This is a genomic window from Allokutzneria sp. A3M-2-11 16 (genome assembly GCF_024213555.1).
In the GTDB taxonomy this organism is placed as follows: domain Bacteria; phylum Actinomycetota; class Actinomycetes; order Mycobacteriales; family Pseudonocardiaceae; genus Allokutzneria.
Window position 1 is genome coordinate 50965 of the sequence record NZ_JANAVO010000019.1, and the last position, 25940, is coordinate 76904.

At 70.1% G+C, this 25940-nt stretch carries 29 protein-coding genes; 16 read left to right on the forward strand and 13 right to left on the reverse strand.

Translation table 11 applies throughout. The annotated features are described in order from the left end of the window. The first annotated feature begins 21 nt into the window (after window positions 1-21). Window positions 22-747 (forward strand): SDR family oxidoreductase, encoded by a 726-nt coding sequence (locus NLX83_RS37170; protein WP_254239993.1) that lies wholly within the window; start codon window positions 22-24, stop codon window positions 745-747. Window positions 748-844: 97 nt separating this feature from the next. Further along, window positions 845-1153 (forward strand): hypothetical protein, encoded by a 309-nt coding sequence (locus tag NLX83_RS37175; RefSeq protein WP_254239966.1) that lies wholly within the window; start codon window positions 845-847, stop codon window positions 1151-1153. A 1-nt stretch (window position 1154) separates the two neighbouring features. Here NLX83_RS37175 and NLX83_RS37180 read toward each other — a convergent pair whose 3' ends face one another. Both NLX83_RS37180 and NLX83_RS37185 read right to left on the reverse strand, forming a co-directional pair. After that, complete coding sequence (locus NLX83_RS37180; protein ID WP_254239967.1) at window positions 1155-1958, reverse strand: GAF domain-containing protein; 804 nt, start codon at window positions 1956-1958, stop codon at window positions 1155-1157. An 89-nt stretch (window positions 1959-2047) separates the two neighbouring features. Then, complete coding sequence (locus tag NLX83_RS37185; protein WP_254239968.1) at window positions 2048-3160, reverse strand: helix-turn-helix domain-containing protein; 1113 nt, start codon at window positions 3158-3160, stop codon at window positions 2048-2050. A 296-nt stretch (window positions 3161-3456) separates the two neighbouring features. On the opposite strand from NLX83_RS37185, the gene NLX83_RS37190 reads away from it, so the two are divergent. The 6 genes from NLX83_RS37190 to NLX83_RS37215 are packed head-to-tail and all read left to right on the forward strand — an operon-like array spanning window position 3457 to window position 9122. Further along, entirely contained in the window at window positions 3457-3717 is a 261-nt protein-coding gene (locus tag NLX83_RS37190) for a hypothetical protein (RefSeq protein WP_254239969.1), read from the forward strand. A gap of 9 nt (window positions 3718-3726) precedes the next feature. Then, window positions 3727-6267 carry an FtsK/SpoIIIE domain-containing protein gene (locus NLX83_RS37195; RefSeq protein WP_254239970.1) on the forward strand — a complete coding sequence of 847 codons (2541 nt, stop codon included), beginning with the start codon at window positions 3727-3729 and terminating at the stop codon, window positions 6265-6267. Beyond that, the gene (locus NLX83_RS37200; protein ID WP_254239971.1) at window positions 6264-7526 is read left to right on the forward strand and encodes a hypothetical protein; all 1263 of its coding nucleotides are present in this window, start codon (window positions 6264-6266) and stop codon (window positions 7524-7526) included. The genes NLX83_RS37195 and NLX83_RS37200 overlap by 4 nt, the downstream gene beginning before the upstream one ends. A 3-nt stretch (window positions 7527-7529) precedes the next feature. After that, entirely contained in the window at window positions 7530-8048 is a 519-nt protein-coding gene (locus tag NLX83_RS37205) for a hypothetical protein (protein ID WP_254239972.1), read from the forward strand. Beyond that, window positions 8029-8391 carry a hypothetical protein gene (locus NLX83_RS37210; protein WP_254239973.1) on the forward strand — a complete coding sequence of 121 codons (363 nt, stop codon included), beginning with the start codon at window positions 8029-8031 and terminating at the stop codon, window positions 8389-8391. Before NLX83_RS37205 ends, NLX83_RS37210 begins: the two co-directional genes overlap by 20 nt. Then, a complete protein-coding gene (locus NLX83_RS37215) occupies window positions 8388-9122 on the forward strand; it encodes a hypothetical protein (protein ID WP_254239974.1) in 735 nt (244 codons plus the stop codon). The genes NLX83_RS37210 and NLX83_RS37215 overlap by 4 nt, the downstream gene beginning before the upstream one ends. 351 nt (window positions 9123-9473) lie before the next feature. Here the strand turns inward: NLX83_RS37215 and NLX83_RS37220 are convergent, their stop codons facing one another. After that, window positions 9474-10691 carry an amidohydrolase family protein gene (locus NLX83_RS37220; RefSeq protein WP_254239975.1) on the reverse strand — a complete coding sequence of 406 codons (1218 nt, stop codon included), beginning with the start codon at window positions 10689-10691 and terminating at the stop codon, window positions 9474-9476. Between the two features lie 61 nt (window positions 10692-10752). Between NLX83_RS37220 and NLX83_RS37225 the strand changes: the two genes are divergently transcribed. Further along, the gene (locus NLX83_RS37225; RefSeq protein WP_254239976.1) at window positions 10753-11253 is read left to right on the forward strand and encodes a MarR family winged helix-turn-helix transcriptional regulator; all 501 of its coding nucleotides are present in this window, start codon (window positions 10753-10755) and stop codon (window positions 11251-11253) included. Window positions 11254-11428: 175 nt separating this feature from the next. On the opposite strand, the gene NLX83_RS37230 is transcribed toward NLX83_RS37225, so the two are convergent. The 4 genes from NLX83_RS37230 to NLX83_RS37245 are packed head-to-tail and all read right to left on the reverse strand — an operon-like array spanning window position 11429 to window position 15239. Continuing rightward, on the reverse strand, window positions 11429-12664 hold the full coding sequence (locus NLX83_RS37230) for an MFS transporter (RefSeq protein ID WP_254239977.1): 1236 nt from the start codon (window positions 12662-12664) through the stop codon (window positions 11429-11431). A 42-nt stretch (window positions 12665-12706) separates the two neighbouring features. Beyond that, window positions 12707-13552: a spermidine synthase gene (locus NLX83_RS37235; protein ID WP_254239978.1), complete on the reverse strand. Its 846-nt coding sequence runs from the start codon at window positions 13550-13552 to the stop codon at window positions 12707-12709. 11 nt (window positions 13553-13563) lie between these two features. Continuing rightward, window positions 13564-14700: an FAD-dependent oxidoreductase gene (locus NLX83_RS37240; RefSeq protein ID WP_254239979.1), complete on the reverse strand. Its 1137-nt coding sequence runs from the start codon at window positions 14698-14700 to the stop codon at window positions 13564-13566. Continuing rightward, a complete protein-coding gene (locus NLX83_RS37245) occupies window positions 14697-15239 on the reverse strand; it encodes a TetR/AcrR family transcriptional regulator (protein ID WP_254239980.1) in 543 nt (180 codons plus the stop codon). Before NLX83_RS37245 ends, NLX83_RS37240 begins: the two co-directional genes overlap by 4 nt. Before the next feature lie 74 nt (window positions 15240-15313). On the opposite strand from NLX83_RS37245, the gene NLX83_RS37250 reads away from it, so the two are divergent. Continuing rightward, window positions 15314-15943 (forward strand): LysE family translocator, encoded by a 630-nt coding sequence (locus NLX83_RS37250; RefSeq protein ID WP_254239981.1) that lies wholly within the window; start codon window positions 15314-15316, stop codon window positions 15941-15943. 283 nt (window positions 15944-16226) lie between these two features. Then, window positions 16227-17345 (forward strand): HNH endonuclease signature motif containing protein, encoded by a 1119-nt coding sequence (locus NLX83_RS37255; protein WP_254239982.1) that lies wholly within the window; start codon window positions 16227-16229, stop codon window positions 17343-17345. Here NLX83_RS37255 and NLX83_RS37260 read toward each other — a convergent pair whose 3' ends face one another. The 3 genes from NLX83_RS37260 to htpG form a co-directional block, all read right to left on the reverse strand. Beyond that, window positions 17346-18161, reverse strand: coding sequence for an aminoglycoside 6-adenylyltransferase (locus NLX83_RS37260; protein ID WP_254239983.1), 816 nt, complete (start codon window positions 18159-18161; stop codon window positions 17346-17348). Window positions 18162-18175: 14 nt separating this feature from the next. Further along, complete coding sequence (locus tag NLX83_RS37265) at window positions 18176-18370, reverse strand: antitoxin (RefSeq protein WP_254239984.1); 195 nt, start codon at window positions 18368-18370, stop codon at window positions 18176-18178. 162 nt (window positions 18371-18532) lie between these two features. Then, a complete protein-coding gene (htpG, locus tag NLX83_RS37270; RefSeq protein ID WP_254239985.1) occupies window positions 18533-20416 on the reverse strand; it encodes a molecular chaperone HtpG in 1884 nt (627 codons plus the stop codon). A 101-nt stretch (window positions 20417-20517) separates the two neighbouring features. Between htpG and NLX83_RS37275 the strand changes: the two genes are divergently transcribed. Next, window positions 20518-20931 (forward strand): hypothetical protein, encoded by a 414-nt coding sequence (locus NLX83_RS37275; protein ID WP_254239986.1) that lies wholly within the window; start codon window positions 20518-20520, stop codon window positions 20929-20931. Between the two features lie 11 nt (window positions 20932-20942). Further along, window positions 20943-21341, forward strand: a complete 399-nt coding sequence (locus NLX83_RS37280; protein ID WP_254239987.1) for an NUDIX hydrolase — start codon at window positions 20943-20945, stop codon at window positions 21339-21341. Window position 21342: 1 nt separating this feature from the next. Here the strand turns inward: NLX83_RS37280 and NLX83_RS37285 are convergent, their stop codons facing one another. Continuing rightward, complete coding sequence (locus tag NLX83_RS37285) at window positions 21343-21951, reverse strand: TetR/AcrR family transcriptional regulator (RefSeq protein WP_254239988.1); 609 nt, start codon at window positions 21949-21951, stop codon at window positions 21343-21345. 83 nt (window positions 21952-22034) lie between these two features. On the opposite strand from NLX83_RS37285, the gene NLX83_RS37290 reads away from it, so the two are divergent. Both NLX83_RS37290 and NLX83_RS37295 read left to right on the forward strand, forming a co-directional pair. Further along, entirely contained in the window at window positions 22035-23432 is a 1398-nt protein-coding gene (locus NLX83_RS37290; protein WP_254239989.1) for an FAD-dependent monooxygenase, read from the forward strand. 42 nt (window positions 23433-23474) lie between these two features. Further along, window positions 23475-24050: a hypothetical protein gene (locus NLX83_RS37295; RefSeq protein WP_254239990.1), complete on the forward strand. Its 576-nt coding sequence runs from the start codon at window positions 23475-23477 to the stop codon at window positions 24048-24050. Here NLX83_RS37295 and NLX83_RS37300 read toward each other — a convergent pair. Beyond that, complete coding sequence (locus NLX83_RS37300; RefSeq protein WP_254239991.1) at window positions 24029-24487, reverse strand: hypothetical protein; 459 nt, start codon at window positions 24485-24487, stop codon at window positions 24029-24031. The two genes, NLX83_RS37295 and NLX83_RS37300, sit on opposite strands and share 22 nt — an antisense overlap. 174 nt (window positions 24488-24661) lie before the next feature. Here NLX83_RS37300 and NLX83_RS37305 point away from each other — a divergent pair, with 174 nt between their 5' ends. Beyond that, the gene (locus NLX83_RS37305; protein ID WP_254239992.1) at window positions 24662-25528 is read left to right on the forward strand and encodes an ArsR/SmtB family transcription factor; all 867 of its coding nucleotides are present in this window, start codon (window positions 24662-24664) and stop codon (window positions 25526-25528) included. A gap of 131 nt (window positions 25529-25659) precedes the next feature. Here NLX83_RS37305 and NLX83_RS41485 read toward each other — a convergent pair whose 3' ends face one another. Next, a complete protein-coding gene (locus NLX83_RS41485; RefSeq protein ID WP_256565026.1) occupies window positions 25660-25785 on the reverse strand; it encodes a hypothetical protein in 126 nt (41 codons plus the stop codon). Between the last annotated feature and the right edge of the window lie 155 nt (window positions 25786-25940).

The following is a 25940-nucleotide window of genomic DNA, read 5'->3' on the forward strand; positions in this document are numbered from 1 at the left end:
CCGTGAAACCATCCGCCGGTGATGAACAGGGAACTGGCCGGAACCGTCGCGTTGGTCACCGGCGCGTCCAGCGGAATCGGCGAGGCCGTCGCCCATGACCTGGCCCAACGGGGGGCCACGGTGGTCGTGGTCGCGCGGCGCCGGGAGCGGGTGGCCCGCGTGGTGGCCGAGATCGAGGGCAAGGGCGGCCGCGCGTTCGCCGTGCCCGCCGACCTCACCGACCGCGACCAGGCGACGGCGGCGGTGCTGGAGGCGGTCAAGCTGACCGGGCGGCTGGACATCCTGGTCAACAACGCCGGGATCGGGTTCGTCGAGGAGGCGCTGGAGGCCGACCTCGACCGGTGGCGGCAGACCGTGGAGATCAACCTGCTCGCGGTGCTCTCCTGCACCCACGCCGCGCTGCCGCACCTGGTCGCCGCCGCCGAGGGACCGCGCGGCATCGCGGACGTCGTGACGATCAGCTCGGTCGCGGGCCGGATCACCGCGCCCGGTTGCAGCGTCTACGCCGCGACCAAGCACGCCGTCGGCGCGTTCAGCGACTGCATCCGCAAGGAGTTGGTCGGCCGCGTCAGGGTGGGACTGGTCGAGCCGGGCATGGTGGACACGGAGCTGACCGACGCCAGCACGGCGGAGTTCGAGTGGCTGCAACCGCAGGACGTCGCCGACGCGGTGTCCTACCTGGTCACCCGGCCGAGGCACGTCGCCGTGTCCGAGCTGCTGCTGCGCCCGTCCGCCCAGGCGCTCTAGCACCCGCGATACGTGAGTTGACGCGGTAACCGCATGACCCTACTGTCGTGCGCCGAACAGGTGGTAAATCGATACACTACCAAGGAGGCCACACGTCGTGAAGAAGTTCGCCCATGTACTCGCGCTGACCACGGTCATCAGCGGCACCACGGTGCTCGGCGCGACCACCGAAGCGCAGGCCGCCCCGACCTCCTGCTACATCAGGTTGATCGAGAACGGGACCGGGGCGGCATCGAACTGTCGCAGGGGTGACGGCTTCCACCGGATCACGATCACCTGCACGCGACCGGACAGAAGCGTCTACTTCCGCGACGGCCGGTGGATGCCGCCCTTGCCGAACGACAGCGCCGCGGTGTGCAACCGGCGGGACTGGGTGAGCTACCACGCGATCCAGAAGAAGAACTGAGTCACCCGGCCGAGGCACGTCGCCGTTTCCGAGCCGCTGCCGCGCCCGTCTGGATCTCGCCGCTGACCCGGTGGATCGTCCGGACGGCGTCGTTGAGCTTGGCGATGCCCGCCCGCACGCGCTGCGCGGCGGCGTCATCGGTGATCAGCGACTGGGCGGCGGCGAGGCTCAGCCCAGCGCCGAAGATCTGGGTGACCGTCTCGGTCAGCAGGCGCACCGTCGCGCCCTCGGCCGTGACCGAGGGCGAGGGGCGGCCCAGGAGCCGGGCGACGAGCTCACCGGCGAAGTGGCTGTAGAGCCCCATGAGCCGCAGTTTCCGCTCGCACGGCCGACCGGGGCGCGGCAGGTGCGTCGAGATCATGCCGACCAGCCTGCCGGTGTTGTCGACCAAGGGGGTGGACTGGACCGAGCGAACCCCCGCCGCGCGGAACACCTTGTGGTGCGGTGTGAACGCCGGGTCGCGGCGGACGTCGGCCACGACCGATTGGGCGCGGTGCGAGGCGGCGCGGCCGCAGACGGAACCGTCGTCGTTGTCGACGACCGCGAAGTGGTCGACGAACTCGGGGCCGAATCCGGCCTGGGTGACCAGCACCAGCGAATCGCGGCTCGGGTCGAGGAGCTGGATGTTCCCCGCCTCGGTACCCATGAGCGCCATCGCCCCCGTGAGCAGTTCGGGGAGCGCGGCGGCCAGGTCGGGGGCGTCGCGGAGATCGGCGGTCGTGTCGCGCGTCGGCCGGGACCACGCGGCAGGATCGTCGTAGGAGGCCGTGACGTGCTCAAGCGGCCTCGACAGATTCGTCGCCATGAGGACCTCACGCCTTCTCTCGGCGCATTCGCGGGTGGGGCCAGACTACAATTTCCGGCTCCCCGCCGACTCCGCCAACGCGCTGCGCATCAGGGTGGTGGCAGCAACCTCCAGTGCTGCAACCAGTCGGTCGAACAGGCGGCGAGCACCAGTGGTGTGCCCGCGCTGCCCGATCTGGCCTGTTGCAGGCACCGCTCGGGATCGGCCGCGGAGTGCAGGCGGTCCCACTGGACGGACTCGTGGTTCCAGTGCGGTTCGTGGACCCACTGCTGCGTGCGCCGCGCGTCGTCGCACGGCTGCCAGACGATCTCCGCCCCGCCGCCCGAGGCGAGGCACTGCGGGCCGCTGGAAGTGTTGGCGCGCAACGACAACAGACAGCTCTTGTACTCATCGTGCGGGTGGGCGTTCGCGTAACGCACGCCGAGTTCGGTCACTCCGCGCTGCATTCCCATCCGGGGCCGGTCCTGGTTGTTGACGAACATGCTGCTGTGGTGGTTGAGCACGGTGAAGCCGGGGCCGCCGCGCAGGCAGGGGCTGTTCTGCGCCAGCTCGGCGTTCGCGTCGCGGCTGTCGCCGCCCCACCACAGGTACGCGGCGCCGCCGAGGACCACGAGAACCATCGCGGCGGCGGCTCCGATCAGGAGGGCGGGCCTGCGTTTCGGCGCTACCGCGGTGCATCGGCCCGCGTGGTGCTCGACGCGCTCGTAGGTGCGTTGCCACGCGGTCAGATCGGCCTTGTCGACCGAGAGCAGTGACAGCATCTCGGCCCACTCGTCCGCCGAGGGAAGCTCGCGCCCGCCGAGGACGTTCTCGAACCACGCGGGGCTCTTCCCGAGCCCTGCGGCCACCCACGACGGCTCGCGGCCGGACGTGATCACCAACCACCGCAGCGCGTCGCCGAGTTCCGCCGGATGGCAGACGAGGTTGAGGTCGACGGCCTGCTCCGGAGTCCCTTCGGCTTCGGGCGTCTCCTCCTCGACGGGGGTGATGCTCGTGCCGAGTGCGACGACGACGCCCGTGCGCGAGGCGAGCCAGCCGTAGACCTGCCGTTCGATCTCCTCGGGAGCGTCACCGCGGTGGCGCAGGCACGCGCGCACGTACGCGTGGACGAAGTCCTGTCCGGGCAACGACGTCGGCCGCTTGTCGGTGGCGAACTCCGACAGCGTCGACGGGTGCAGCCGCGGTCCCTTGGTGTTTCGCACCGCGCGGATCATTTCCGCCCCGGTCGGATCGCCCACCTCGACGCGAAGATCTTTCAATCGCTGGCGGAATTCCAACACGAGTGTCGTCGGGGGTATCGGTCCTTCTTTATCGCCCACGGTCCGTTTCTCCCGGTGACTGCTCGGAAATGTGCCCTGACCTGCGTTCGAGGGCTCGAACGGGGTTCGGCGTTCGCGGCCACGGTAGCGCAGTGTGTTCACACCGAATGGATCAGTTGCTGTTCTGCACTCGGAGCGCGGCACCGGCCGTGCCGACCGGGAGAAAGGACGCAGCGGAAGTGGCTTCCATCAGTGAGGTGAAGAGCGCGATCGCGCGGGCGAACGAGCAGGCGGGGCAGGGCGCGCAGGGACTGGCTCAGGCATCCGCCAAGCTCGACGAGGCGATGTCGATGCTGAGCAAGGCCGCCGAGGGCGCGGGCAACGAGCTGATCACCCAGGCGCGGGCGGCGCTCGGCAAGGCGAAGTCGAGCATCGCGGACGCGCGCAAGGCGATCGCGCACTCGCAGGACTCCGCCCAGCGCTACGCCAAGTCGATCTGAGCCGCCGGTATGGACCAGGACCAGGCCGAGTACCTGATGACGCTCACGCGCGTCCACGACGGCCTCGCGCTGGCGCGGGGCAGCGCGCGGACCCGGCGCGGCGCGGCCGTGCCCGCCCAGGGCGTCGGCGGGCCCGTCGGGCACGTGCTGGGGATGCTCCGCGAGCTCGGCCCCGCCGAGGCCCTCGCGGACTGGGACCACGTCACCCGCTTCGCCGAGGCGGGCGCGCCGGGGCCGTTGCGGTTCGGCACCGCCCGCGTCGGGGTCGGCGCGGGGCGGTGCGCGGACGTCCCCGTGGTCGTCCCGCTGCTCGGCAGCGGGCACGTCGTGATCAACCCGCCGGACCCCTCCTGGCACGGGACGCTCGCGCACGAGTGCGCCGCCGAGGTGTCGGCGATCGTGGACAACCTCGTGCTGCGCGCCCTCGCGAGCACCCCGCCGAAGTCGTTGCTGGTCATCGGGGACCGGTTCATGCCAGCGTTCCTGGACCGCGACGACGTCTACGAGCAGCGGCTGGTCTTCGACATCGACCCGACCGGTCCCGGGCAAATGGACAACCTGCTCGCCCGGCTGAACGACGACGTCGAGCGGATCCGGCGGACGGGGCCGGAGCAGTGGCGGCTGCTGATCCTCTCCGATCTCGGCTCGATGCTCAGCGCACAGCACATGGAGGAGCTGGCGTGGTTGTTGCGCGCCGGGCCGGAATGCGGGCTGCACGCGATCCTGATCGACACGCCGGTGCCGCCGGGGGTGGTCGCCGAGACCGTCCACGTCAGCCCGCGCCGGATCCGCGCCTCCACGGCCGGACCGCTGCTGGACGTGCGGCCGGACGGCGTCCCGCTTCCCGGATCGCCCGCGATGGCCGCCCTCGACGAGCGACTGAGCCGCGGCGGTGTGCCCGCGACCGGCCTGCTGCCGGAGCACTGGTGGACGGAGTCCACAAAGGACGGACTGGTCGCGGACATCGGTGACGTCGGGGGAGCGGTGGAGCAGGTGCGGCTGGGGGACTCGCCGCCGCACGCGCTCATCGGCGGGCCGAGCGGCTCGGGCAAGACGAACTTCATCTACGCGCTGCTCTTCAGCCTGGCGACCCGGTACAGCCCGGACGAGGTCGAGTTCCACCTGCTGGACTTCAAGGAGAGCGTGTCCTTCGCCGCCTTCGCGCCGAGCGCCGCCGATCCCGGCTGGCTGCCGCACGCCCGCCTGATCGGGGTGAACATCAACCAGGACCGGGAGTTCGGCCTGGCCATGCTGCGGCACCTGGCCGAGCAGCTGCGCATCCGCTCCGCCGAGGTGAAACGCCGTGGGGCCAAGGACATCGCCGGTCTGCGCGAGGCTGACCCGGCGGGCCGGTGGCCGCGGGTGGTCGCGGTGATCGACGAGTTCCAGGTGCTGCTCGCCGATCGGGACGCGGTGACCGAGGAAGCCGCGTCGCTGCTGGAAGATCTCGCCCGGCGAGGGCGTTCGTTCGGCATCCACCTGGTGCTGTCCAGCCAGGACGTCTCCGGTATCGAGGCGCTGTGGGGGCGGCCCGCCCTGGTGGCGCAGCTGACCCTGCGCATCGCGCTGCCGGGGGCGACGCGGGTGCTGGCCGACGACAACGAGGCGGCCCTGGCCCTGCCCCGGTTCCACGCGATCGTCAACCAGCAGTCCGGTGTCCGCGGCCACGACCGCAAGGTCCGCATCCCGCACTTCGACGACGACATGCTTGCCGCGACCCAACTCCAGCTGTGGGAACGGCGCCGCGCGGATTCGCCGGAGCCCTCGGTCTTCGACGGTGATCACGTGCCCGAGCTGGTGTGCGCGGCGGACTACCGGGCACTGCGGCCGGTTTCGGCGGACCAGCGGGCGGCGCTGCTCGGGCGCACGTTCGACGTCGCCGATCGCAGTGCTCAGGTCGTGCTGAACGGTGCTCCCGGCCGCAACATCGCGGTCATCGGCACCAGGCCGGACGAGGTGCACGGCGTGCTGTCCGCCGCGACGGCGTCGATCGCGAAGCAGTGCACGGTCGCCGACGCGCGGTTCACGGTGGTGTCCGGTAGTTCCGACAGCATCGCCGTCGACCTCCGTGACCTGCTCTCGGCGCACGGTCACCGGCCGGATTTCGTTGCGCGGTCGGACATTCCGGCCTTCTTGAAGGAACTCGCCGAGCCCACCGCACCGGGTCCGCGCCACTACGTCGTGTTCGTCGGCGTGGACGCGGCCCATTCTGTTCTGCGCCAACCCTGTTCGGATTCAGCCACCGGACACGAGCTGCTGCGCCAGATCCTCGCCGACGCACCGGAATCCGGTGTGCACCTGGTGGGCTGGTGGCGCGGAGTGCACCGGCTCAAGCAGGACCTGTCCGACTTCGGCTCCCAGATCGACGACCAGATCGGGGTCTGGGTCGCGTTGGACGTCCACGGCGGCGAACTGTCCGGCCTGCCAGGAGCCGACCTGGTCACGTGGCATCCCCAGCCGAGGCGCGGGTTGTGGTTCGACCGCGCCGCTCACAACAGGCCCCGGCCGCTCGTGCCGTTCGCACCGGCCCGTTCAGGAGAGTCCCGATGAACCCCATCGAGCAGTACCGCCGGGCCATGACCGAACTGGGCGCCGCCGACGAGGTCGCCCAGGTCGACCAGCGGGTGGAGGGCCTCTGGGCGCAGGCCGTCGCGGCGGCCCAGCCCGCGCTCGACGAGCGGACGGCCGCGGGGCTGCCGCCCGCGGTCACCCCCGACCTGACCGCCCCGGCCGGTCTCGACATCGGCTCCCACCTCGACGAGATCGAGCGCTTCATCACCGGCGACGTCGGGGAAACGCCTGAGAACACATGGGATTCGCCTCGTCTGCTGGGAGCGGTCTGGCTGGGCGCCTGCGTGTTCTTCGCCCTCGTGCTCGGTCTGACCGTGCGCGGTGCGGCGGTGGTGCCTGCCGTCGTACCCGCGATCATCACCGGGCTGGTGCTGCTCGCGCTCGGGCCGGGCCGGGTCCCCGGCTGGATCTGGGCGATCGGGCTGATGCCGTTGGCGCTGCTGATGGCCAGTGGTTCACCGCCGTCCAGCACCGAGCTGGTGCGCGCTGAGCCGCAGTGGTTCCTCGGCGTGGTCTTCGTGGTGCTGGTGCACGGGTTCGCCCGGCTGATGCGGGCCGCCGACGAGCAGCGGCTGGGCGGATTGGTGAACAAGGGCAAGACGATCACCGACTCGATGGTGATCGCGATCGCGCGACGCCCGTTGGAGATCGAGGTCGTCGCGTGCATGATCGGCGCGGCGTACGGCTCGGACTCGGCGGTGCTGGTCCTCGCGTCCCTGGTCGCCTTGTTCAAGCGAGGGGCGTTGACCAGCGCCGTGGCTGCGGGGGCCGGGCTGCTGATCTTCATGGTGAACTTCCCGGGCGGCGACTGGGCGCACCGGATCGTGCTCGTGGCGTTCATCGCGCACTGGGTCCGCGCGATGCTCAGCGCAGAGTGGAAGCAACCGTTGACCCGCACCGAGTGGATCATGGGACGCGTCGGGCGAGTGGGCCTCGCCGCGGTTCGCGGGGCCCAGGGGATTCTGCCCGCGCCGACGACCTGGGCGGTCTCCGCTCCCCAACCGACTCGGCCCGCGCAGACCTCGAAGTACCCCGATGGGCAGTTCGGCCGCCACTGCCTCAACTGCGCGGGCGAGACCCCGCACGTCTCGGGCGGGCTCTCCATGCCGTACTGCGTCCAATGCGGCAGCAAGGCCGCCGGTGGCGGGCGCGGTGACCGGAACTTCCCCGACTACTGCGCGTCGTGCGGCGGCACCACGCCCCACACCTCGCGCGGCTGCGTCGTCTGCGGTGGCTGATCGATGAGCCTCATCACCGAGAGCGCCGACACCATCAAGGGTGCGGTGATGCGTGTGCGCACCGCGAAAGCGCGCCTCGCCAAGAGCCGGAAACAGATCGACCAGTACCGGTCCGTCCTCGTGATCGTCCACAGTGGATCGAACGAGCGGATGCAGTCCGCGGTCATGCAGTGCTTGCTGGCGCTCGGCCAGATCCACGCCGCGTACAAGGACCTCGTCCGCGCCGAAGACGCGATGCTGGCGTACCTCGATGCCTGCGGGGTGTCGATGGCGGCTGATCCGACCGTGGAGAACGCCATGGACGCGGCCGAGAAGACCGCGCAGACCACGCTGTCGCTGATCTCGAACGACCAGACCTACGACCCACCACCGATCTACGAGGAGGTGACGGTCCACAACCCCGCCACCGCCGAGTTCGGCCCGGAACAGGTGATCGGACAGCTGGCGCTGACCCTCACCTTGATCACCATCAACTGCGTGACGAAGGCGGTGCAGATCATCAATGCCCGGAAACGACGCTGACCTCCAGCACGTCCTCGACCAGCTGCGCCGCGGCCGGACCTCCGCACTGGAGGAGTACTGCGGGCGCCAGCACCGATCGGCCTACCCCGGCGACGCGCTCGTCACGCGGGCCCTCGCCGAGGCCGCGCGCGGGCGCTGGCCGGAGCTCGACCGCGCCGCGGTCGCCGACTTCGCGCGGGGCCTCGCCGACCGCGACCTCGGGGTGACGATCTCGGCGCTGTTCGCGGAGGCCGTGATCCGCTCCGCGCTCGGCGAGACCCACCTGACCGCGGAACTGCCGGTGGAGTACCGCTTCCCGTGGTCGATCGCGCTGATCAACGCGCTCGAAGGAGATGGTGAGTGATGTACGAGCGACTGCCCGAGCACGTCCGGCACCTGGTGTCCCAGTGCGCGGTCCAGCAGGCGTGGGAGATGTCGGCGAGCAAGGTGATCGCCCCGTTCCTGCCGTCCGCGCTGCCCGTCCCCTCCTCGCTGATCGACCGGCTCGGCCGCATCCACGTCTCGGCCGGGGGACTGGCCATCGACCAGAAGAAGGTGGTGCCGTGGAAGGACATCCGCGAGATCCACACCCGGCCCGCCTTCGAGGTGGTGACCACGTCGATGATCGACAAGGCGGTGCAGCGCGCCACCTTCGTCCTGCCGCCGATCCCCGGTGCGCGCAAGGGCACGGACATGGTCGCGGGCAAGGCGAAGGAAGCCGTCCTGTCGATACTAAAAGTGGCCCTGTCCGGCTCCTCGGTGTCGTTGCAGTTCGACCTGCCGATCCGGATCGTCCACCGGCGCAGGCTGCGCACGCACGAGATGAATCCCGGGCTGCTCTCCCTCGCGTTCCTCGCGCTGCCCGGGGTGTCGGACGGCCTGCTCAGCGCGGCGCAGTCGCACGGCCGCTCGATCATCCGCCACCCCGCGACCACCACGCCCGGCACCGACCGCGCCGCCGAAGCACTGCGTGAGCGGGTTCGCGGCATGACGGCGCGCCTCGGCACGCAGCCACCACCCCCCGAACTCACCGCCGCTCCCGAACCACCCACCCCAGAGCCCCCAACTCGACGCACGCGCAACCAGTACGGCTAACCCTGTCCTGCAAGCCCTCAGGTACGCCGGTCTTCAAGTACCCCCAACCCTCGCCCAAGCGGTCTTTAACGACAGCAAACCCTCGGGTCCGTGTTGGGGTTGGGAGTGGTTAAAGACTTCTGGGAGGGGGTTGGGAGTACTTGAAGACACCCCAACCCGGGCGGCATCGTCACCGGGACCCTCAGCTCAACCACATATCGGACACGCACTAGCCCGACACCCGCCCAGCCGCCGTTTTCCGTTTCGTACTCATAACGGGTTTTGGAGCGCTCCATTTCGCGGTATTGAGTACGAAACGGGGTTCTCTAGACCACTTCGGCCACTGATGGGGGAGTGGGAGGTGCTCACAGTCTAGCCCCTCACGTGGTTCGCCGAGTCGTGGAGGGCTTCGGCGAGCTCGGCCGGAATCGTGGTGCGCGCTGGCTTTCCCGCGACGAAGACCGACTCGACGTTGCCGGGATGCGCGGAGGTCACCACGGTCTCGATCGGGTCGTGCTCGCCGCCGACCAGGTTCGGGTCGGTCGCGCGCAGCACCACCAGGTCGGCCGCCTTGCCCACGGTGAGCGAGCCGACGTGGTGGGCCATGCCCAACGCCGCCGCACCGTCCACTGTGGCCAGTCGGAGCGCGTCCGCCGCGGCCAGCCCGCTGGTCTGGAGGGTCGCGCGCATCAGCGAGAACATGTCTCCCGCAACGGTGCTGACCACGTCGACGCCGAGCCCCGTCGTGACTCCGTGCGCGGTGAGGCGATCGGCCATCGGAGCGCCGTGGCCCATCCGCGCCTCGACAGCCGGGCAGATCGAGACGGCCGCGCCCGCCGCGGAGATCAGCGCGAGTTCGTTGTCCGGCAAGGAGTTCCCGTGCACGAACGTGATGTCCGGAGTCAGCAGTCCGGCGGCGCGCAACGCCTCGATCGGGTGCTCGGCGACCGGGCCGCTGCCGACGTGGGCGTAGACCCGCAGGCCCAGTTCCTCCGCCAGCGCCCACTCCGCGCGCACCGCGTCCATCGGCGAGTACGAGGGGCCTGACGCCGCGAGCGCCATCGTGACCAGGCCGTCGCCGGTGAAGTGCTCGGTGTGGATCGCGCGGACGTCGTCCGGACCGCCTCCGCCGCCGAAAACCGGCTGCCCGTAAGCGAAAACCGCGCGGACGCCGGACTCGCGCAGTGCGCGGACCGAGGCGTCCGCGTGCGCCTTGGTGTAGGCGATGTGCGCGTAGTCCTGCACCGTCGTGACGCCGGAGGCCAGCGCCTCGATGGCTCCGGCGAGCGTGCCGTGGAAGACGTCGTCCGGGCGGAACCGAGGCGCGATGCGGCCCAGTACGAGGTCGAGGTAGCCCATGAGGTCCATGTCGGCGGTGCTGCCGCGCAGGGCGGTCAGCCACGTGTGCCGGTGGGTGTCGACGAAACCCGGCAGCACGATGCGGCCGGTGCCGTCGACGACGGTCCGGCCCGCGCTGGGTAAGCCCCTGCCGACCGCGGCGATGCGGCCGTCCTCGACGAGCAGGTCGTGGCCGGGCAGTACCCGCGGTGCGGGCGCGGTGTCGATCAGGGTGGCGTTCTGGATCAGCATGCGGAGGTACTTTACAGAAAGCTTTCAAAAAAGCTATCGGGATGTCGAATATCGTGGCCGGGTGAGCGACAGGGTGGACCGGCTGATCGCGTCCTGGCAGGTGGAGCTGCCTGAGGCGCTGGGGCCGACATCGGAGCTGGTCAAGCGCGTGATGCTGTTGGCGGGCGACCTGGACGCGGCCACCCGGCGGGAGCTGCCGGAGTTCGACCTGACCACCGCGGAGTTCGACGTGCTGGTCGGCCTGCGCCGCTCCGGCCCGCCCTACCGGCTCAAGCCGAGCGAGCTGGGCCGGTCGCTGCTGCTCTCCAGCGGTGGCACCAGCAACATCATCACCAGGCTGACCGCCCGCGGGCTGGTGCGCCGGGAGAGCGATCCGGACGACGGGCGCGGCACGCTGATCGTGCTCACCGAGGCGGGCAGGGAGCTGGCGGAGTCGGCGGTCCTCGCCAACTCGGCCGCCCACGCCGAGGTCTTCGCCGCGCTGCCGGAGGAAACCCTGGAAGCCGCCACCGCCGCCCTGCGCGAGGTGTTCGCCGTCCTGGACAACTCCCGCAGGCGCTAGCCCCCGCCCCGCGTTTTCCCGTTTCGTACTCTTAACGGGTTTTGGAGCGCTCTAATCCACGGTATTGAGTACGAAACGGGGTTCTCTAGGCTGCGCGCGCGGATGTTCGGGGGAGCGTGGGGACGATGGGGTGGCGGAGACGAGTGTAGGCGGTGTCGGGAGTGCTGCTGACCAGTTACGGGGACGCGGGCTCGACGGGCGCTAGCCGACGCAGGCCGCGGACCTGCTTGCTGCACAAGGCGAACAGGGTCGCGACCACGATCAGCGCGGCGCCGGAGAGCAGCACCGGCTCGCGGCCCCAGTGCTCGGCGAGCGGCCCGACGGCCATCTGCCCGAGCGGCACCGCGATGATCGAACCGAGCACGTCGTAGGAGTAGACCCGCGCGAGCTTGTCCGCGGGCACGTTCTCCTGCATCGAGACGTCCCACGCGACCGCGCCCAGTTCGATGGCGCCACCGGTCAGCATCATGACGATCACCAACAGCACCAGGTTCGGCGCTTCCGCCAGCACCAGCAGCGGAATCGCGTTGCAGAGCACCAGGGCGACGCCGATCGCCAGCGCCCGGTTCGGCCGCCAGTGCGCGGCGAGCACGCCCCCGAGCACCCAGCCCGCGGTTTCGGCGGCGAGCACCAGACCCCAGCCAGCCCGGCCGAAGGTCTCGTCCGCGATGGCGGGCCCGAGCACGAAGATCCCGCCGGACGCGGCGGCGTTGACGATCATGAACTGGAGCACGACCACCCAGAGCCACGTCCGCGACCGGAACTCGCGCCAGCCCTCGGCCAGCTCGGTGAACGGCCGCGACCTCCCGGACCGCTCGACGGGCGCGGTCCGCAGGCGCCGGTAGGCGAGCGCGGCGACCAGGAACAACCCGGCGTTCGCGCCGATCGCCCAGCCCGAGCCGAACGCGGCCACGAGCACCCCGCCCGCCGCCGCGCCGGCGAACCGGCCCGTGTTGGCCAACATCCGGTTCAGGGCGTTGGCCTGCTGGAGCAGCGTCGTGGGCACGGTCTGCGGGACGATCGACGAGGACGCGGGCAACGCGATCGCCGACACGGCACCGTTGGCCACGCTCAGCCCGAGCAGCAGCGGGATGGACGCGAACCCGCCGAGCACGCTCACCGCGATCGCGGCCTGCGTGAGCGCCGCGGCGGTCTCGGTGCCCTGCAAGATCACCGAACGGGGGAGCCGGTCGGCGAGCACCCCGCCGAAGAGCACGAGCACCATGTTGGCCAGCGAGCGCGCGCCGACGACCAGCCCGAGGTCGATCGCCGAGCCGGTCAGGTCCAGCACGGCGAACGCCAGCGCGACGGGCGCGACGGCGTTGCCGAACTCCGCGAAGGTGCGCCCGGTGACCAGCCGCCGGAAGTCGGGGTGGCGCAACGGCGCGGTCACTGCTCTGGCCTGGGACATGGCGGTGAGCCTCTACGCGGCGTCAGCCGTGGTCAACTCGATTTAGCTGAACAATCCCAGCCGGTCCTTCGGTAGCGTCGGGGCCGTCATCGGCGCGGCGTCGGTGATCGGTTCCGCCTTGCCGCACAAGCGCTTCACGGCGTCCGGCGGCACGCACCTCGCCGGGAACACCGCCGAGGCCGCGCGCCGGGTCAGCGTCTCCACCGGCGGCTCCTCCGCCGAGGCCAGCAGCACGACGTTGTCGAAGCGGCGCCCGCGCAGCACTCGCGGCTCGGCCAGGAGGAGCACGTGCTCGAAGGCGGTGAACAGGGTGGCGGACAGGCGCTTGGTGAACTCAAGGCCGGGGCCGTCGAAGATGTTCGCGACCAGGCTGCCGGAGGAGCGCAGCACCCGGGCCACGTCCGCGAAGAACTCCACTGTGGACAGTGCGGAGGGCACCGAGTCGCGCTCGAACGCGTCCAGCACCACGAGATCGGCCGATCCGGCGGACCGCGCGGCCAGTCCGGCGCGCCCGTCGCCCGCGCGCAGGCCCAGCCCCGCCACCTCGTGCAGGCGGAACTGCGACCACACCAGCTCGACCAGCTCCGCGTCGGCCTCCAGGACCAGCTGCCGCGAACCCGGCCGCGTCGCCTCGACGTAGCGGGGCAGCGTGCAGCCCGCCCCGCCGACGTGCACGGCGTCCATCGGCGCGTCCGGCTCACCGAGGCAGTCGATCACGTCACCGATCCGGCGCACGTAGTCGAACTCCAGGTGCGTCGGATCGTCGAGGTCCACATAGGACTGCGCGACCCCGCCGACGGTGAGCAGCCAGCCGTCCGGCCGGTCCAGGTCGTTGAGCAGCTCCGCGGTGCCGAAGCGGACCGGGTAGCTGCCGGGGATCGGGCTCATCGCGGGGAATCCTAGAGCTTGCCGACGAGCGCGGTCGCCATGGCGCGGTCCACGAGCGGCAGGCGCGCCAGCTTCAGCGCCACCCGGCGCGCCCACAACCGGGGCCGCGAGTCCGGCAGGAACCACCGCGTCCCGCTGCGGGCGACGCGCTGCTTCTCCTCGACGACGGGACGCCACCGGCGCTCGTAGCCCGCCAGCGCTTCGGCGATCGTCGGCCGCGCGTGCAGTTCGTCGGCGAGGAGGCTGCCACCCGCCAACCCGAGCGACGCGCCCTGTCCGGCGAGCAGCGACACGGCGTGGCAGGCGTCGCCGATCAGGACCACCCGTCCTTCGCTCCAACGGGGAATCTCGATCTGGGCGACCTGGTCGTAGTAGATCTCCTCGGGCGCCTTCGCGAGCGCGCGGGGCACCAGCCAGCCCATCGAGCCGTATGCCTGGCGCACGGCGGCCGTGGGGTTCTCCGGTCTGGTGGGATCGGCGGTGCGGTGCACGGTGAACACGGCGACCCGCCCATCGCGCAGCGCGTAGAGGCCCATCTGCCGGTCGACGGTGTCGGTGAGGCAGAACCCGCCCTCCACCGCGGCCCGGACCTCGGCGTCGTCGAAGGTGTACGCGGCCGTGTGGAACCCGAGGTACCGCAGGAACTCCCGCTCCTCGCCGAAGATCATTTCGCGGACCGAGGAGTGGATCCCGTCGGCGCCGACGAGCAGATCAGCTTCCATCGTGGTGCCGTCCGACAGCTCGACGGTGACGCCGTCCGCGCGGTTGTCCACGCTCGTGATCGTCGTCCCGAAGCGCAGCTCCGCCTGGAACGCTTCTCGTAACGCGAGTTCCAGGTCCGGCCGCATGATGCTGACCAGTCCGCCGTTGACGGCCTTGGCGAAGCGCCTGAACCCGAGCGACGCGCGCACGCGGCCGTCCTCGTCGACGTAGCTGGCCCGGGGGACGCGGTAGCCCAGCTCGTGGAGCCGGGGCAGCAGCCCCATGCGCTCCGCCGCCGCGTACCCGGACCCGAAGAAGTCAATCATGTAGCCCTGCGCGCGGGGGCCGGGCGCGCGCTCCAGGACCACGACGTCGTCACCGCTCGTGCTCAGCCGGACCGCGAGTGCCAGCCCGGCGATACCGGCGCCGCAGATCACCACCCTCATGACCGCACCGCCACGAGTCGGCGCAGCACGGTCGCGGCGGCCTCGGGCTCGGGCAGCAGGGCGCGGTGCAGCAACAAGCCGTCCACCGTCGCCGCGAGCACCGCCGCCGTGGCCTCGGGGTCGGCCACGCCGTGCTCGGCGAACCACGCGGCCAGGCGCGCCCGGAAGTCGGCGAGCACCTCGCCCACCGCGCCGCGCAGCTCGGCGTCCCGGGTCGTCGCGAGGAAGGTTTCGGTGACCAGCAAGGACATCGGGTCGCTCCCGGAGTACTCCGACAGCGCCGTCAGCATCCCCTCGACCGCCTCCTCCGGGGACTTCGCCTGCTCCAGCAGCGCGCCGAGATCGTCGACCAGCCGCGTGAGCGCGCCGATCGCGGCCTCGCTCAGCAGGGCTTGCAGCGACGAGAAGTGGTAGTGCACCAATCCCGGCGTCACCCCGGCCCGCTCCGCGAGCACCCGGGTGCTGACCCCGGCCCAGCCCAGCTCCACGATCAGCCCCGGCGCCGCGCCGGTCAGCCGTTCGCGCACCCGCGTTCCCATGCCGCCTCCCGATGTTGGGCAAGTGCCTTGGGCACTCGTCCAAAAACGGTAGCACGCGCGGGTAGTGTTCGGGCATGGATCAGGTCCTTGCCTTCACCATCGCCTCGTTCATCGTGATCGCGGTGCCCGGCCCGTCCGTGCTCTTCGTGATCAGCCGCGCCCTCGCCTACGGCCGCCGCGCCGCCCTCGTCACCGTCCTCGGCGGCGCCGTCGGCAGCTTCGTCCTCGCCGCCGCCGTCGCCGCGGGCATCGGCACGATCATCCAGACCTCCGCCCTCGTGTTCACCACCGTCAAGCTCGTCGGCGCCGCGTACCTGATCTACCTCGGCGTCAAGGCGTACCGGCAGCGCCGAGAACTCCGCGCGGCGTTCGAGGCCGGGGCCGGGGGTGCGGTCACCGGACGTCGCACGCTTTTCGAAGGCTTTCTGGTGAGTGTGACGAATCCGAAGACCGCGGTGTTCTTCGCGGCTGTTTTGCCGCAGTTCGTTGATCCTGTGGGGAATGTGGCTGGGCAGATGTTGCTGTTTGGTGCGATTTTCGCGGTTATGGCGTTGGCTATGGATGCTGGGTGGGGATTTCTCGCGGGGACGGCTCGGGCCTGGTTCGGGAGGTCCAGTCGGCGGTTGGATGTCATGGGTGGGGCTGCCGGGATGACGATGATCGGGCTTGGGCTTGGGATGGCTGTGACTGCTCGAAAGGATTGAGGTCTTTTGGGGCTTCCAGCTGGGCTTCCAGCTCGCGCCGGTACCAGCGTGGGGTCGGCTTGACCTGGGGGCCCCTTGCGCGTGCCCTTGGGCCTCTCAGGGGCACGGGATGAAACCCCGGCCCTCGCGATAAGCGTATGGCACGCGCACCCCAGGTAAAGCCGACCCCGATTTCCAGCCCGCCCTTGCTTTTTCGCTGGGGTTGCGTTTTCGGGCTTTCGGACGCCTGGCAATTCACCCTGTAGAGCCGTGATCGAATATTTTCTTACGATAGAATGGAGGTATGCTTCCTGTAGATCCCGACCATAAACTGATGGTCTACTTCACGGCGATGGGGAAGGCCTCGGCGGACTTCGCGATCGTGTTGATGGAGTATGTCGCTCAGCTTGAACTATGTGATCGTGAGTTCGCCGAGGAAATCCTCATGCGCCTGCTCGCGGTCTCGAAGACGAAGGCCGCCCGGCTGTTGCAACGCGCGGAAGACCTCACCGGTCGGCCAGGAGTTCTTCGGGCGCTGGCCGAAGGCCGCGTCGACGAGGGGAAAGCGTTGATGATCGTCGACCTGCTCTCCACTCTGTCCGCTGTGCACGCCGCGATCGCCGAGGAGGACTTCCTCGCTTTCGCTGAGACGCACGACTACACCGCGACTCGCAGGCATGCGGTCCGGTTCATCGACAAGCTGGACCCGAAGGCCGCTGAGCGTCGGCACAAGGAGAAGCGCAAGGCGAGGTTGGTGGAGAAGATCCCCCTCGATGACGGCATGTGCCTGCTGCGGATGTTCTTCCCCGCCCTGCAAGCCTCGTTGATCTATGACCGGATCGATCGCATCGCCAGGGCCCTACCGAAGGATCACCGGACGTTGGATCAGAAGCGGGCCGATGTCACCATGGATCTGTTGATGGGTAAGGAAACCGGGGCACCCCAAGGCCAGGTGACGGTCTACCTCACGATGCCGATGGGGTCCTTCCTCGGTCTCAGCAACGAGCCCGCCATGCTCCACGGCTACGGACCGTTGCCTGCGAAGATCGCCCGGGATGTGGCCGCGAACGGGATCTGGAAGCGCATCCTGACCGACCCGGTCACCGGGATCGCTGAGGACGTGACGACGTATCGGCCGTCAGCGAAGCAGCGGGAGTTGATCCACGCCCGGTACCCCACGTGCACGGCGATCGGTTGCAACCGGCCCGCGCACCGTTGCGATCTGGATCACTGCTGTCCGTTCGACGGCACCAACACCACGGTCGACAACTTGCGCCCGAAGTGCCGCAGGCACCACCGGATGAAGCACGAGTCGAACTGGAAGTGCGAGAACCTGCCTGATGGTCGGCACGTGTGGACGACACCGAACGGGAAGACCTCGGAGACCGAAGCGGAACCGATCGCGGAACCGGCGCCGTTCTGATTAGCCGGGGGAGAAGGCGCGAGAAGCGGCCTCGGGATAGGTGAAACCGTTGCGGCGCGCGACATCTCGGGCGAGGTCGGCGAAGAGGGCGCCGGTGGCGGTGGCGGCGCGCAAGGTGTCGTCGGGGGCGAAGCCGGAGAACAAGGCGTCCATGCGCTCCCATACGCCGGGGGCGGCCCACTCGCGCATGCGGACGCCGTTGTGCCAGGTGTCGTGGTCGGGGCCGAAGTGGGAGAGCGCGTGCCACTCGACCATGGTCAGCAACAGCTCCTTGGTCTCCCAATCCCGGGCCTTGGCAACCCACAACTCGCCGCGCGCGAGGGAGCGGGGGATGTGGGCCAGCTCGAACCAGAACTCCTCGCAGTGTTCCCGGAACTCCTGCTCATCGGGGAGTTCACCCCGGGGCGCGGAGCCGGACGCGGCGGGGAGCCGTGCGGCCGAACCATCCAGATCGAGCAGGATCTCGTAGCCGCGTTCGTGCAGCTCGTCCAGCTCCTCGGCCAGGACATCCAGGCGGTCGACGGGGACGATCTGGAAGTCGATCTTCTGGCCGCCGTGGAAGACGACGAGGCGGGCGGGGTTGTCCCACGGGCCGTCGAGGCCGACACCGGCGAGCACGGGGCCGAGACCGGAGAGCCAGTCGGCATCGCGGTAGGACTCGGGATCGGTGCTGTACAGCTCGATGTCGTGGTCGGACCACTCATCGGCGGTGCCCCGAGCGCGCGAACCGGTGCGCAGCACGGCCCGGATATCGGGCCGTGCGCGCACCCAGTCCAGCAGACGCGGGACGATCAGCTCGCCGTTCTCGAAGATCACCCCACGAAGCCTAGTCAGCTCTGGCGTTTGCGGATCTGGTCCTTGAGGGCGTCGCCACCCTTACCGACGTGCTCGGTGTGCTTGCCACCGGTCTTCTCGTTGGCGAAGTCACTGGCCTTGTCCACACCCTGCTCGGCCTTGTCGCCGTGCTTGCCGAGCTGGTCCAGCGCCTTGTCCTTCAGCTCGTTGAGCTTGTCGCCGAATCCCACGGGCTCTCCTTTCTCTCGGCAACGGTCACGGCTGCGGTTACCCGGCACGCGGGCATGAACACCTCGGCTCACCGGATCGTGGACACCGCTGCCGACATCGTGGTCCGCGAGGGCGCGCAGCAGCTGCCGCGCCCGGCGTGGGGCGCGGCAGCTGACACCGCATTAGAGGGTGCGCTCCAGGCGGTCGGCCAGGACGCGGATGAACTTCGTCGGGTCGGCCAGGTCGCCGCCCTCGGCGAGCACGGCCATGCCCAGCAGCAGCTCGGCGGTCTCGGCCAGCCCGGTCTCCTCGGGGCGCTCCTCGTGCGCCTTGCGCAGCCCCGCAACCAGCGGGTGCCCCGGGTTGAGCTCCAGGATGCGCTTGACCTTGGGCACCTCGTGGCCCATCGCCCGGTACATCTTCTCCAGGTTCGGCGCGAGATCGTTGGTGTCACCGACCACGCACGCCGGGGAGGTGGTGAGCCGGGTGGACAGCCGGACCTCCTTGACGCTCTCGCCGAGCTTCTCGGTCATCCAGCCCAGCAGCCCGGCGAAGTCCTTCGCCCGCTCCTCGCGGTCGGTCTCCGAGTCGGCGCCCGCGTCGAGGTCGACCTCGCCCTTGGCGATGGACTTCAGCTGCCTGCCGTCGAACTCGGTGACCGCGTCGACCCACATCTCGTCGATCGGGTCGGTGAGCACCAGGACCTCGAACCCCTTGGCCTGGAAGGCTTCCAGGTGCGGGGAGTTCTCGATGACCGTGCGCGAGTCGCCGGTCATGTAGTAGATGTCCTGCTGACCGTCCTTCATCCGTTCCACGTACTCGCGCAGCGTGGTCTGCTTCTCCGCGTCCGCGGTGGACTCGAAGGAGCAGATCTCCAGCACGGCCTCGCGGTTGTCGGGGTCGGCGACCAGACCCTCCTTGACCGCCTTGCCGAACTCGCCCCAGAACTTCGCGTACTTCTCGCTGTCGCCTGCCTGGAGGTCCTTGACCGTGGCGAGGATCTTCTTCACCAGCCGCTTGCGGATCAGCTGGATCTGCCGGTCCTGCTGAAGGGTCTCGCGGGAGACGTTGAGCGAGAGGTCCTGCGCGTCCACCACGCCCTTGACGAAGCGCAGGTACTCCGGGATCAGGGACTCGCAGTCGTCCATGATGAACACGCGCTTGACGTAGAGCTGGATACCGCGCTTGCCGTCGCGCATGAACAGGTCCAGCGGCGCGTGCGAGGGGATGAACAGCAGCGCCTGGTACTCGAACGTGCCCTCGGCGCGCAGCCGGATGGTCTCCAGCGGCTCGGCCCAGTCGTGCGCGACGTGCTTGTAGAACTCGGTCAGCTCGGCCTCGGTGGTCTCCTCCTTCGGGCGCGCCCACAGCGCCTTCATGGAGTTGACCGTTTCCGTTTCCTCCGAGTCGGGCTTGGCCATCCGGATCGGCCAGGTGATGAAGTCGGAGTACCGCTTGACGATCTCGCGGATCTTCCACGGCGAGGTGTAGTCGGCGGTCTGCTCCTCGGCGTCGGCGGGCTTGAGGTGCAGCGTCACCGAGGTGCCCTGCGGGGCGTCGGCGACCGGCTCGATGGTGTAGGTGCCCTCGCCGCCGGACTCCCACCTGGTGCCGGTGTCCTCGCCCGCGCGGCGGGTGACCAGGGTGACCCGGTCGGCGACCATGAAGCTGGCGTAGAAGCCGACGCCGAACTGGCCGATCAGCTCCTGCGCGCCCGCGGCGTCCTTGGCCTCCTTGAGCTGCTTCAGGAACTCGGCGGTGCCGGACTTGGCGATGGTGCCGATCAGCTGGACCACCTCGTCGCGGGACATGCCGATGCCGTTGTCCCGCACGGTCAGCGCGCGGGCCTCGGCGTCGACGTCCACCGCGATGTGCAGGTCCTCGGTGTCTGCGGTGAGGTCCTTGTCCTGGAACGCCGCCAGCCGCAGCTTGTCCAGCGCGTCCGAGGAGTTGGAGACCAGTTCCCGCAGGAACGCGTCCTTGTTCGAGTAGATCGAGTGGATCACCAGCTGGAGCAGCTGGCGCACCTCGGCCTGGAACTCGAACGTTTCCACCTGGGCGTTCACGGGGCTCCTTCCACGAAGAGTGACGACCCCCCATTATGGACGGTCGCCCAGGGCAGGCAGATGCCGGAGCGCCGCTTGTGCCCGCCCCTACCATGATTCGCGTGACCGAGCCGGAGGAGCGCGATCCCGCGCACCGCCCCAGGAGCATGGACCTGGCCGCCGTGACCTGGGTCGTCGTCGGCGCCGGGATGCTGGTGTTCCTCCTCGTCAACATCATCTCCGGGGTCGACCCGGCCGCGCCCACCAACAGCGCGGCGCTCTTCGGCGGGCTCACCGTGCTGTGGTGCGCGAAGAACCTGCGGATGGGCTGGCGCGGCCCGCGGATCTTCCTGACCCTCGTCGCCCCGGTGCTGGCCTACAGCGCGGCCGCGTTGCTGATGTTGCTGCTGCTGGGGCACGCGGACGCGCTGCCCGCGCTCGTGGTCATCGCACTGGGCCTGCTCGCGATCACCGGGACGGTGCTGATGTTCCGGCCGGACGCCAACGCGTTCGTGCGGGAGATGACCCGCCGTTAGGGTCGGAGCCCGTGACGCTCATCGACAAGATCGGCTGGATTCGCCTGGAGAACGGCAGAATCCTCTGCGCGCGCTCCTACGGCAAGGACCTCTTCTACGTGCCCGGCGGCAAGCGCGACCCGGGGGAGACCGACGTGCAGGCGCTGGTGCGCGAGATCGGCGAGGAGCTGGCCGTGGTCATCGCGCCGGAGACCGCGCGGCACGCGGGCACCTTCGAGGCGCAGGCCGACGGCAAGGGCGACGGGGTGGTCGTCCGGGTGACCTGCTACACCGCCGAGCACACCGGGACCCCCGCGCCCACCAGCGAGATCGAGGAGATCCGTTGGCTGGGATACGCCGACCGGGACCGGATGTCGACGGCGGGACAGGTGGTCTTCGACGCGCTGCACGAGCGCGGCGAGCTGCGCTGAGTCATTTCCCGGCGGTGGCGCGCTGGGACAGCCCGGCGGTGATGAAGGTGATCAGCCAGTCCGGGTCGGCCGCGGGCGGGCCGGGTTCCCCCGGCAACCGCGCCACGGTGTAGAAGGCGCTGACATCGTTGAGCAGCAAGCCGATCGCGGTCTTGAAGCGCCACCAGAACTCCGCGGCGGGCAGGTGCGGCAGCGCCCGGTGCAGCGCGACGCCGAAGGCCCCCTCGGTCGCCGCGAACTCCTCGATCACCACCTCGCGGACCTCCGGCGACGGTTCGCCGCAGAGCCGGGCCACCAGCCTGCCGGTGGGATCGGTCGCCGAGACCCGTTCGCGCACCGGCTCGACGAGCGCGGTCACCAGCTCCCGCACGCTCGCGTCGGGGCCGAGCGCGGCGAGCCGGGCGGCGCGGTCCCGGTTGACCTCCTCGCCGAGCTGGGCGAAGACCGCGCGCAGCAGCTCCACCTTGCCGCCGAAGTGGTAGTTCACCGCGGCGATGTTGACCCCCGCGGCCCTGGTCAGCGCGCGCATGCCGGTGCCGGAGTAGCCGTGCTCGGCGAAGAGCCCGGTGGCCGCCTCGATGATCCTGCTGCGGGTGTCCTGGGCGGCCATGCCGGGATTCTGGCACTTGAAACGCCGTTTGAAAAATCGCTACGGTGATCGTTCAAACGCTGTTTGAACGAAGGGGGCGGACGATGTCCGTGCTGATCGTCGGGGCCGGTCCGGTGGGGCTGACCCTCGCGCTGGGGCTGCACAGGCTCGGGGTGCCGGTGCGCGTGGTCGAGCGGGAGACCGAGGAGAAGCGGCAGCCGCGCGCGTGCGTGCTCTGGCCAAGGGCGATCGAGGCGCTGGAGGACGTCGGGCTCGCCGAGATCGTCACGGCCGCCGCGCTGCCGATCGTTGACGCCCAGGTCTTCTTCGGTGGTGAGCGGGCGGGGGTGATGCGGCTCGGCGCGGTCGAGTCCCGCCACCCGCATCCGCTCTCGATCGAGCAGCACGAGCTCGAAGCGCTGCTCGCCGGTCGGCTGGCCGAGGCGGGGATCGGCGTGGACTGGCGGCACGAGGTGCTCGGCGTCGAGGACCGGGGCGGTTCGGCGCGCACCACGCTGCGCCTGCCGGACGGCGAGGTGGAGGAGGTGGACAGCGACTGGGTGGTCGGCTGCGAGGGCACGCGCAGCGTCGTCCGCGAGAGCGCCGGGATCGCCTTCGTCGGGCACCGCCGCCGCAACCTGCAAGCGCTCCAGGTCAACGCGCACGTGGACTGGCCGTTCCCGGACGAGCCGGGCCGGGCGCGCTTCTTCCTCGACCCGGAGGTCTCCCTCGGCGTCTTCCCCATTCCCGGTGGCGGCTACCGGTTCTTCGCCTTCACCACCGATCCCGACCCGTCCCGCACCGACCCGCCGACCGTGGCGGAGATGCGCGACCTCGTCGCGAAGGTCACCCGCGTCCCCGACCTGCGGCTCAAGCCCACCGAGCCGATCTGGCTCAACCGCGCGCGTTTCGCCGATCGCATCGCGACGCGGCTGCGCTCGGGCAGGTTGCTGCTGGCCGGGGACAGCGCGCACGCGTGGGCGCCGATCGGCGGGCACGGCATGAACACCGGCATCCGCGGCGCGCACAACCTCGCGTGGAAGCTCGCGTCTGTCCACAAAGGACAGACCGACCAGTTGCTCGACCACTACGACCGCGAACAGCGCGCCGCCGCGCGGGAAGTCATGGTGGACATGCGGTTCAACGTCCTGGAGATCCCGTTGCCCCGGCGCCGCTACGAGATCGTCCGCAGGCTCCTGCCGATCGCCCTGTCCAGCAAGCGATTCGTGCGCGCGCTCGACGGGGCGCTCAGCGACCTGGGCAAGAACAACCGGCTGCCCGACCGGGTGGTGCGCGTCGGTGGCTCGGACGTGCGCGCCCACGAGCTGCTGAGCTACGACCGCTGGACCCTGCTCGTCGAACTCCCGCACGCCGTGCCCGCCCCGGCCGGGGTGACCGTGGTCGGCGTCGAAGACCTCACTCCGCTGCTCGGCCGACGCGGACTGATGTGTTTGGTTCGGCCTGACCGGCACATTGCGTGGGTCTGCCGGGCAACTGCCTGACGGGTAGTGACACGCGGCCCCGGACGCGAAATAAGTATGCGCATGGCGAGTGACGAGGAGCTTCGCGCCGGGGCGTTCGGCAGGGCGATAGTGGCGCGGTTCGCGGTGATCGGCGTGCTCGCGGTCGGTGTACTGGCCTCGATGAGCCGGCTCCGGGAGAACGACGAGCCCGAGCCCGTCGGTGAGGCGGCTGTTTCGTCGACCACTGCTTCCTCTGCCGCTTCCTCTGCTTCGCTGACGGTGGTGCCGACGACCACGACACCTGCCGACTCGGCGGGACCGGTGCTCGCCTCGCCGGTGTTCAGCGATACCAAGCTGGCACAGACCTGCGAGGGGCCCACGTCGAGCGTGAAGGTGTCCGTGCAGGTCAGCGATGAGTCCGGCGTCGCGGGCGTCACCCTGTCCGGCACGATCGGCGGCAAGACCAGGACCTGGTCGATGAAGGAGGGCGGCGCGTGGGCGGCGCGGATCGCCTACGGCCTCAAGGACCACACGGGGCCGTCGGGTCCGATCAAGATCTCCGCCACCGCCATGGACGCGCTCGGCAACAAGTCGACGCGCCAGCTCGGGCAGCTGCACCTGCGCAGCTGTTCCGCTCAGGAACCGCCCGCGAGCTGAACGGGCGCGACGCCCAGCTCGTCCCGCATGCGGCGTTGCAGCTCCCGCAGCTCGGCGCCGAACCGCCTGCGCAGCTCCTTGTACTGGGCGGACTCGATCCGCGCGCCCCCCGCGAGCAGGTCGCGGATATCGCGAATGGTCTGGAAGACGGCCTCGCCGCCGTCCACCACCTCCTGCCCGGCGACGATCGCGAGCTGATAGCGCAGCGGGTAGCAGTTGGCCTCGCGGAAGACCTCCCGGACCTCCGCCGCAGGGGAATCGCGCATTCGCTCATGCGCCTCGGTGAGCGCGGACAGGAAACTCGCATAGACCTCGTGGCACTGCTTGCGGCGGCTCGACACCTGCTCGCGCTGCCATTTGACCCGCTCGTTCAGCATCATCGCGACCAGGGCGATCAGGGCCCCCAGAGCGGTGCTCACCACCGTGATCCACTGCACCGGCGCGATTGTATTGGGCCTGTATCGCACCGTGTTTCACTGCGCCAGGGCGGCACACGACGAGCGCGGCGAGTGGTGGGTGCATTGATTCGACTGCACGTGAGTCCGGAAGCGTTCCAGGCTGCGCGCTTTTCGGACGGGCCGCTGCCGGTCGTCGAATTGATCGGGGCACTCATGCGCGTCGGCGGAGCGCCCCGGCCGCCCGGCGCGCGGTGGCAGCCGCCCGAGGCCGTTCGCCCGCTGTTCGACCTGTTCTCGCCCAAGGGGGAGCTGCCGGATTTCGTGATCTCGCGGCGCACCGAGATCGGCGCGGCGATCGACGAGCTGGCGACGATCCCGGCGACCCGGATGCGCACCGAGCTGATGACCGCGTTCCAGGGCAGGCCGCGCGCGACGTGGCTGCACGGGCTCGCCGCGGGGGAGTGCTCCGCCAGGGCGATCCTGTTGCGCGGCGTCGAGGCGGGCTACCGCGCCCTGGTGGAGCCGAAGTGGGCCGAGATCGCGTCCGCCGCGCACACCGATCTCGCCCATCGCGGACGCATCCTGTTGCGCGAAGGGCTGGCCAGGGCGATCGCGTCGCTGCCGTCGACGGTCGGCCACCGCGGGCAGGTCGTGGACGTCGACAGCCCGGTCGACCGTGGCGTTCCGGTGGACTACGGGCTGGTCTTCGCCCCGTCGTGCCTGCTCCCGGGCACGTTGGTGATCACGGCGAGCCCCGGGGAACCGGTGACCGTGGTGTACCCGGCACCGGTGGCGATTCTCCGGGCGCGCACGGGCAGGCCGACCACGGACAGCCTCTCCGCGCTGCTGGGCTCGCGGCGGGCCGCGGTGCTGCGCGCCGCCGCCGTGCCGAGGGGCACGACGGAGCTGGCGGCGCAGGCGGGGATCAGCCTGTCATCGGCCTCCGAGCACGCCAGCGCGCTGCGCAACGCCGGGCTGATCATGACGACGCGGGCCGGGCGGAAGGTGCTGCACACCGCGACCGAGCTGGCCGACTCCCTGATGGCCGCCTGCGACCCACCCCTGGTCGCCGCGCGCTGACCCAGCGCGGCTAGGTGCGTCTTCAAGTACACCCCACCCGCCCCGCAGCTGTCGTAAACCGCACCCAACCTCGGGGTAGGGGGCGGGGGTTGGGGGTCTGACGATCACCAGGCGGCGGAACCGAATCGCTGTCAGTCCTCGGCAGGCGGGGTGGAGGAGGCGCCCGCGCCCGGTGGCGCCTCGGCGGGCTCGGCTTCCTCGTCCACCGGCCTGACCCCGCGCTGTGTCCCGGGATTCGCCAGCAACGGTCTGCTCATTCACGCTTCTCGCCGCTGCGCGGGAACGAGGCGGCGTAGGAGCGGCCCCCCCCAGATCATCACCAGCGCAGCCCAAATTCCCGTTTCGTACTCTAAACGGGTTTTTGGAGCGCTCTTTTTCCCGTTATGAGTACGAAACGGGGTTCTCTAGACGG

Bases quoted from the DNA above. Each gene is read 5' to 3' on its own strand.
- NLX83_RS37170 (WP_254239993.1), top strand. From the start codon at position 22: ATGAACAGGGAACTGGCCGGAACCGTCGCGTTGGTCACCGGCGCGTCC.
- NLX83_RS37180 (WP_254239967.1), bottom strand. From the start codon at position 1,958: ATGGCGACGAATCTGTCGAGGCCGCTTGAGCACGTCACGGCCTCCTAC.
- NLX83_RS37195 (WP_254239970.1), top strand. From the start codon at position 3,727: ATGGACCAGGACCAGGCCGAGTACCTGATGACGCTCACGCGCGTCCAC.
- NLX83_RS37200 (WP_254239971.1), top strand. From the start codon at position 6,264: ATGAACCCCATCGAGCAGTACCGCCGGGCCATGACCGAACTGGGCGCC.
- NLX83_RS37205 (WP_254239972.1), top strand. From the start codon at position 7,530: ATGAGCCTCATCACCGAGAGCGCCGACACCATCAAGGGTGCGGTGATG.
- NLX83_RS37210 (WP_254239973.1), top strand. From the start codon at position 8,029: ATGCCCGGAAACGACGCTGACCTCCAGCACGTCCTCGACCAGCTGCGC.
- NLX83_RS37220 (WP_254239975.1), bottom strand. From the start codon at position 10,691: ATGCTGATCCAGAACGCCACCCTGATCGACACCGCGCCCGCACCGCGG.
- NLX83_RS37230 (WP_254239977.1), bottom strand. From the start codon at position 12,664: ATGTCCCAGGCCAGAGCAGTGACCGCGCCGTTGCGCCACCCCGACTTC.
- NLX83_RS37235 (WP_254239978.1), bottom strand. From the start codon at position 13,552: ATGAGCCCGATCCCCGGCAGCTACCCGGTCCGCTTCGGCACCGCGGAG.
- NLX83_RS37240 (WP_254239979.1), bottom strand. From the start codon at position 14,700: ATGAGGGTGGTGATCTGCGGCGCCGGTATCGCCGGGCTGGCACTCGCG.
- NLX83_RS37245 (WP_254239980.1), bottom strand. From the start codon at position 15,239: ATGGGAACGCGGGTGCGCGAACGGCTGACCGGCGCGGCGCCGGGGCTG.
- NLX83_RS37250 (WP_254239981.1), top strand. From the start codon at position 15,314: ATGGATCAGGTCCTTGCCTTCACCATCGCCTCGTTCATCGTGATCGCG.
- NLX83_RS37255 (WP_254239982.1), top strand. From the start codon at position 16,227: ATGCTTCCTGTAGATCCCGACCATAAACTGATGGTCTACTTCACGGCG.
- NLX83_RS37285 (WP_254239988.1), bottom strand. From the start codon at position 21,951: ATGGCCGCCCAGGACACCCGCAGCAGGATCATCGAGGCGGCCACCGGG.
- NLX83_RS37290 (WP_254239989.1), top strand. From the start codon at position 22,035: ATGTCCGTGCTGATCGTCGGGGCCGGTCCGGTGGGGCTGACCCTCGCG.
- NLX83_RS37295 (WP_254239990.1), top strand. From the start codon at position 23,475: ATGGCGAGTGACGAGGAGCTTCGCGCCGGGGCGTTCGGCAGGGCGATA.
- NLX83_RS37305 (WP_254239992.1), top strand. From the start codon at position 24,662: ATGCGCGTCGGCGGAGCGCCCCGGCCGCCCGGCGCGCGGTGGCAGCCG.
- NLX83_RS41485 (WP_256565026.1), bottom strand. From the start codon at position 25,785: ATGAGCAGACCGTTGCTGGCGAATCCCGGGACACAGCGCGGGGTCAGG.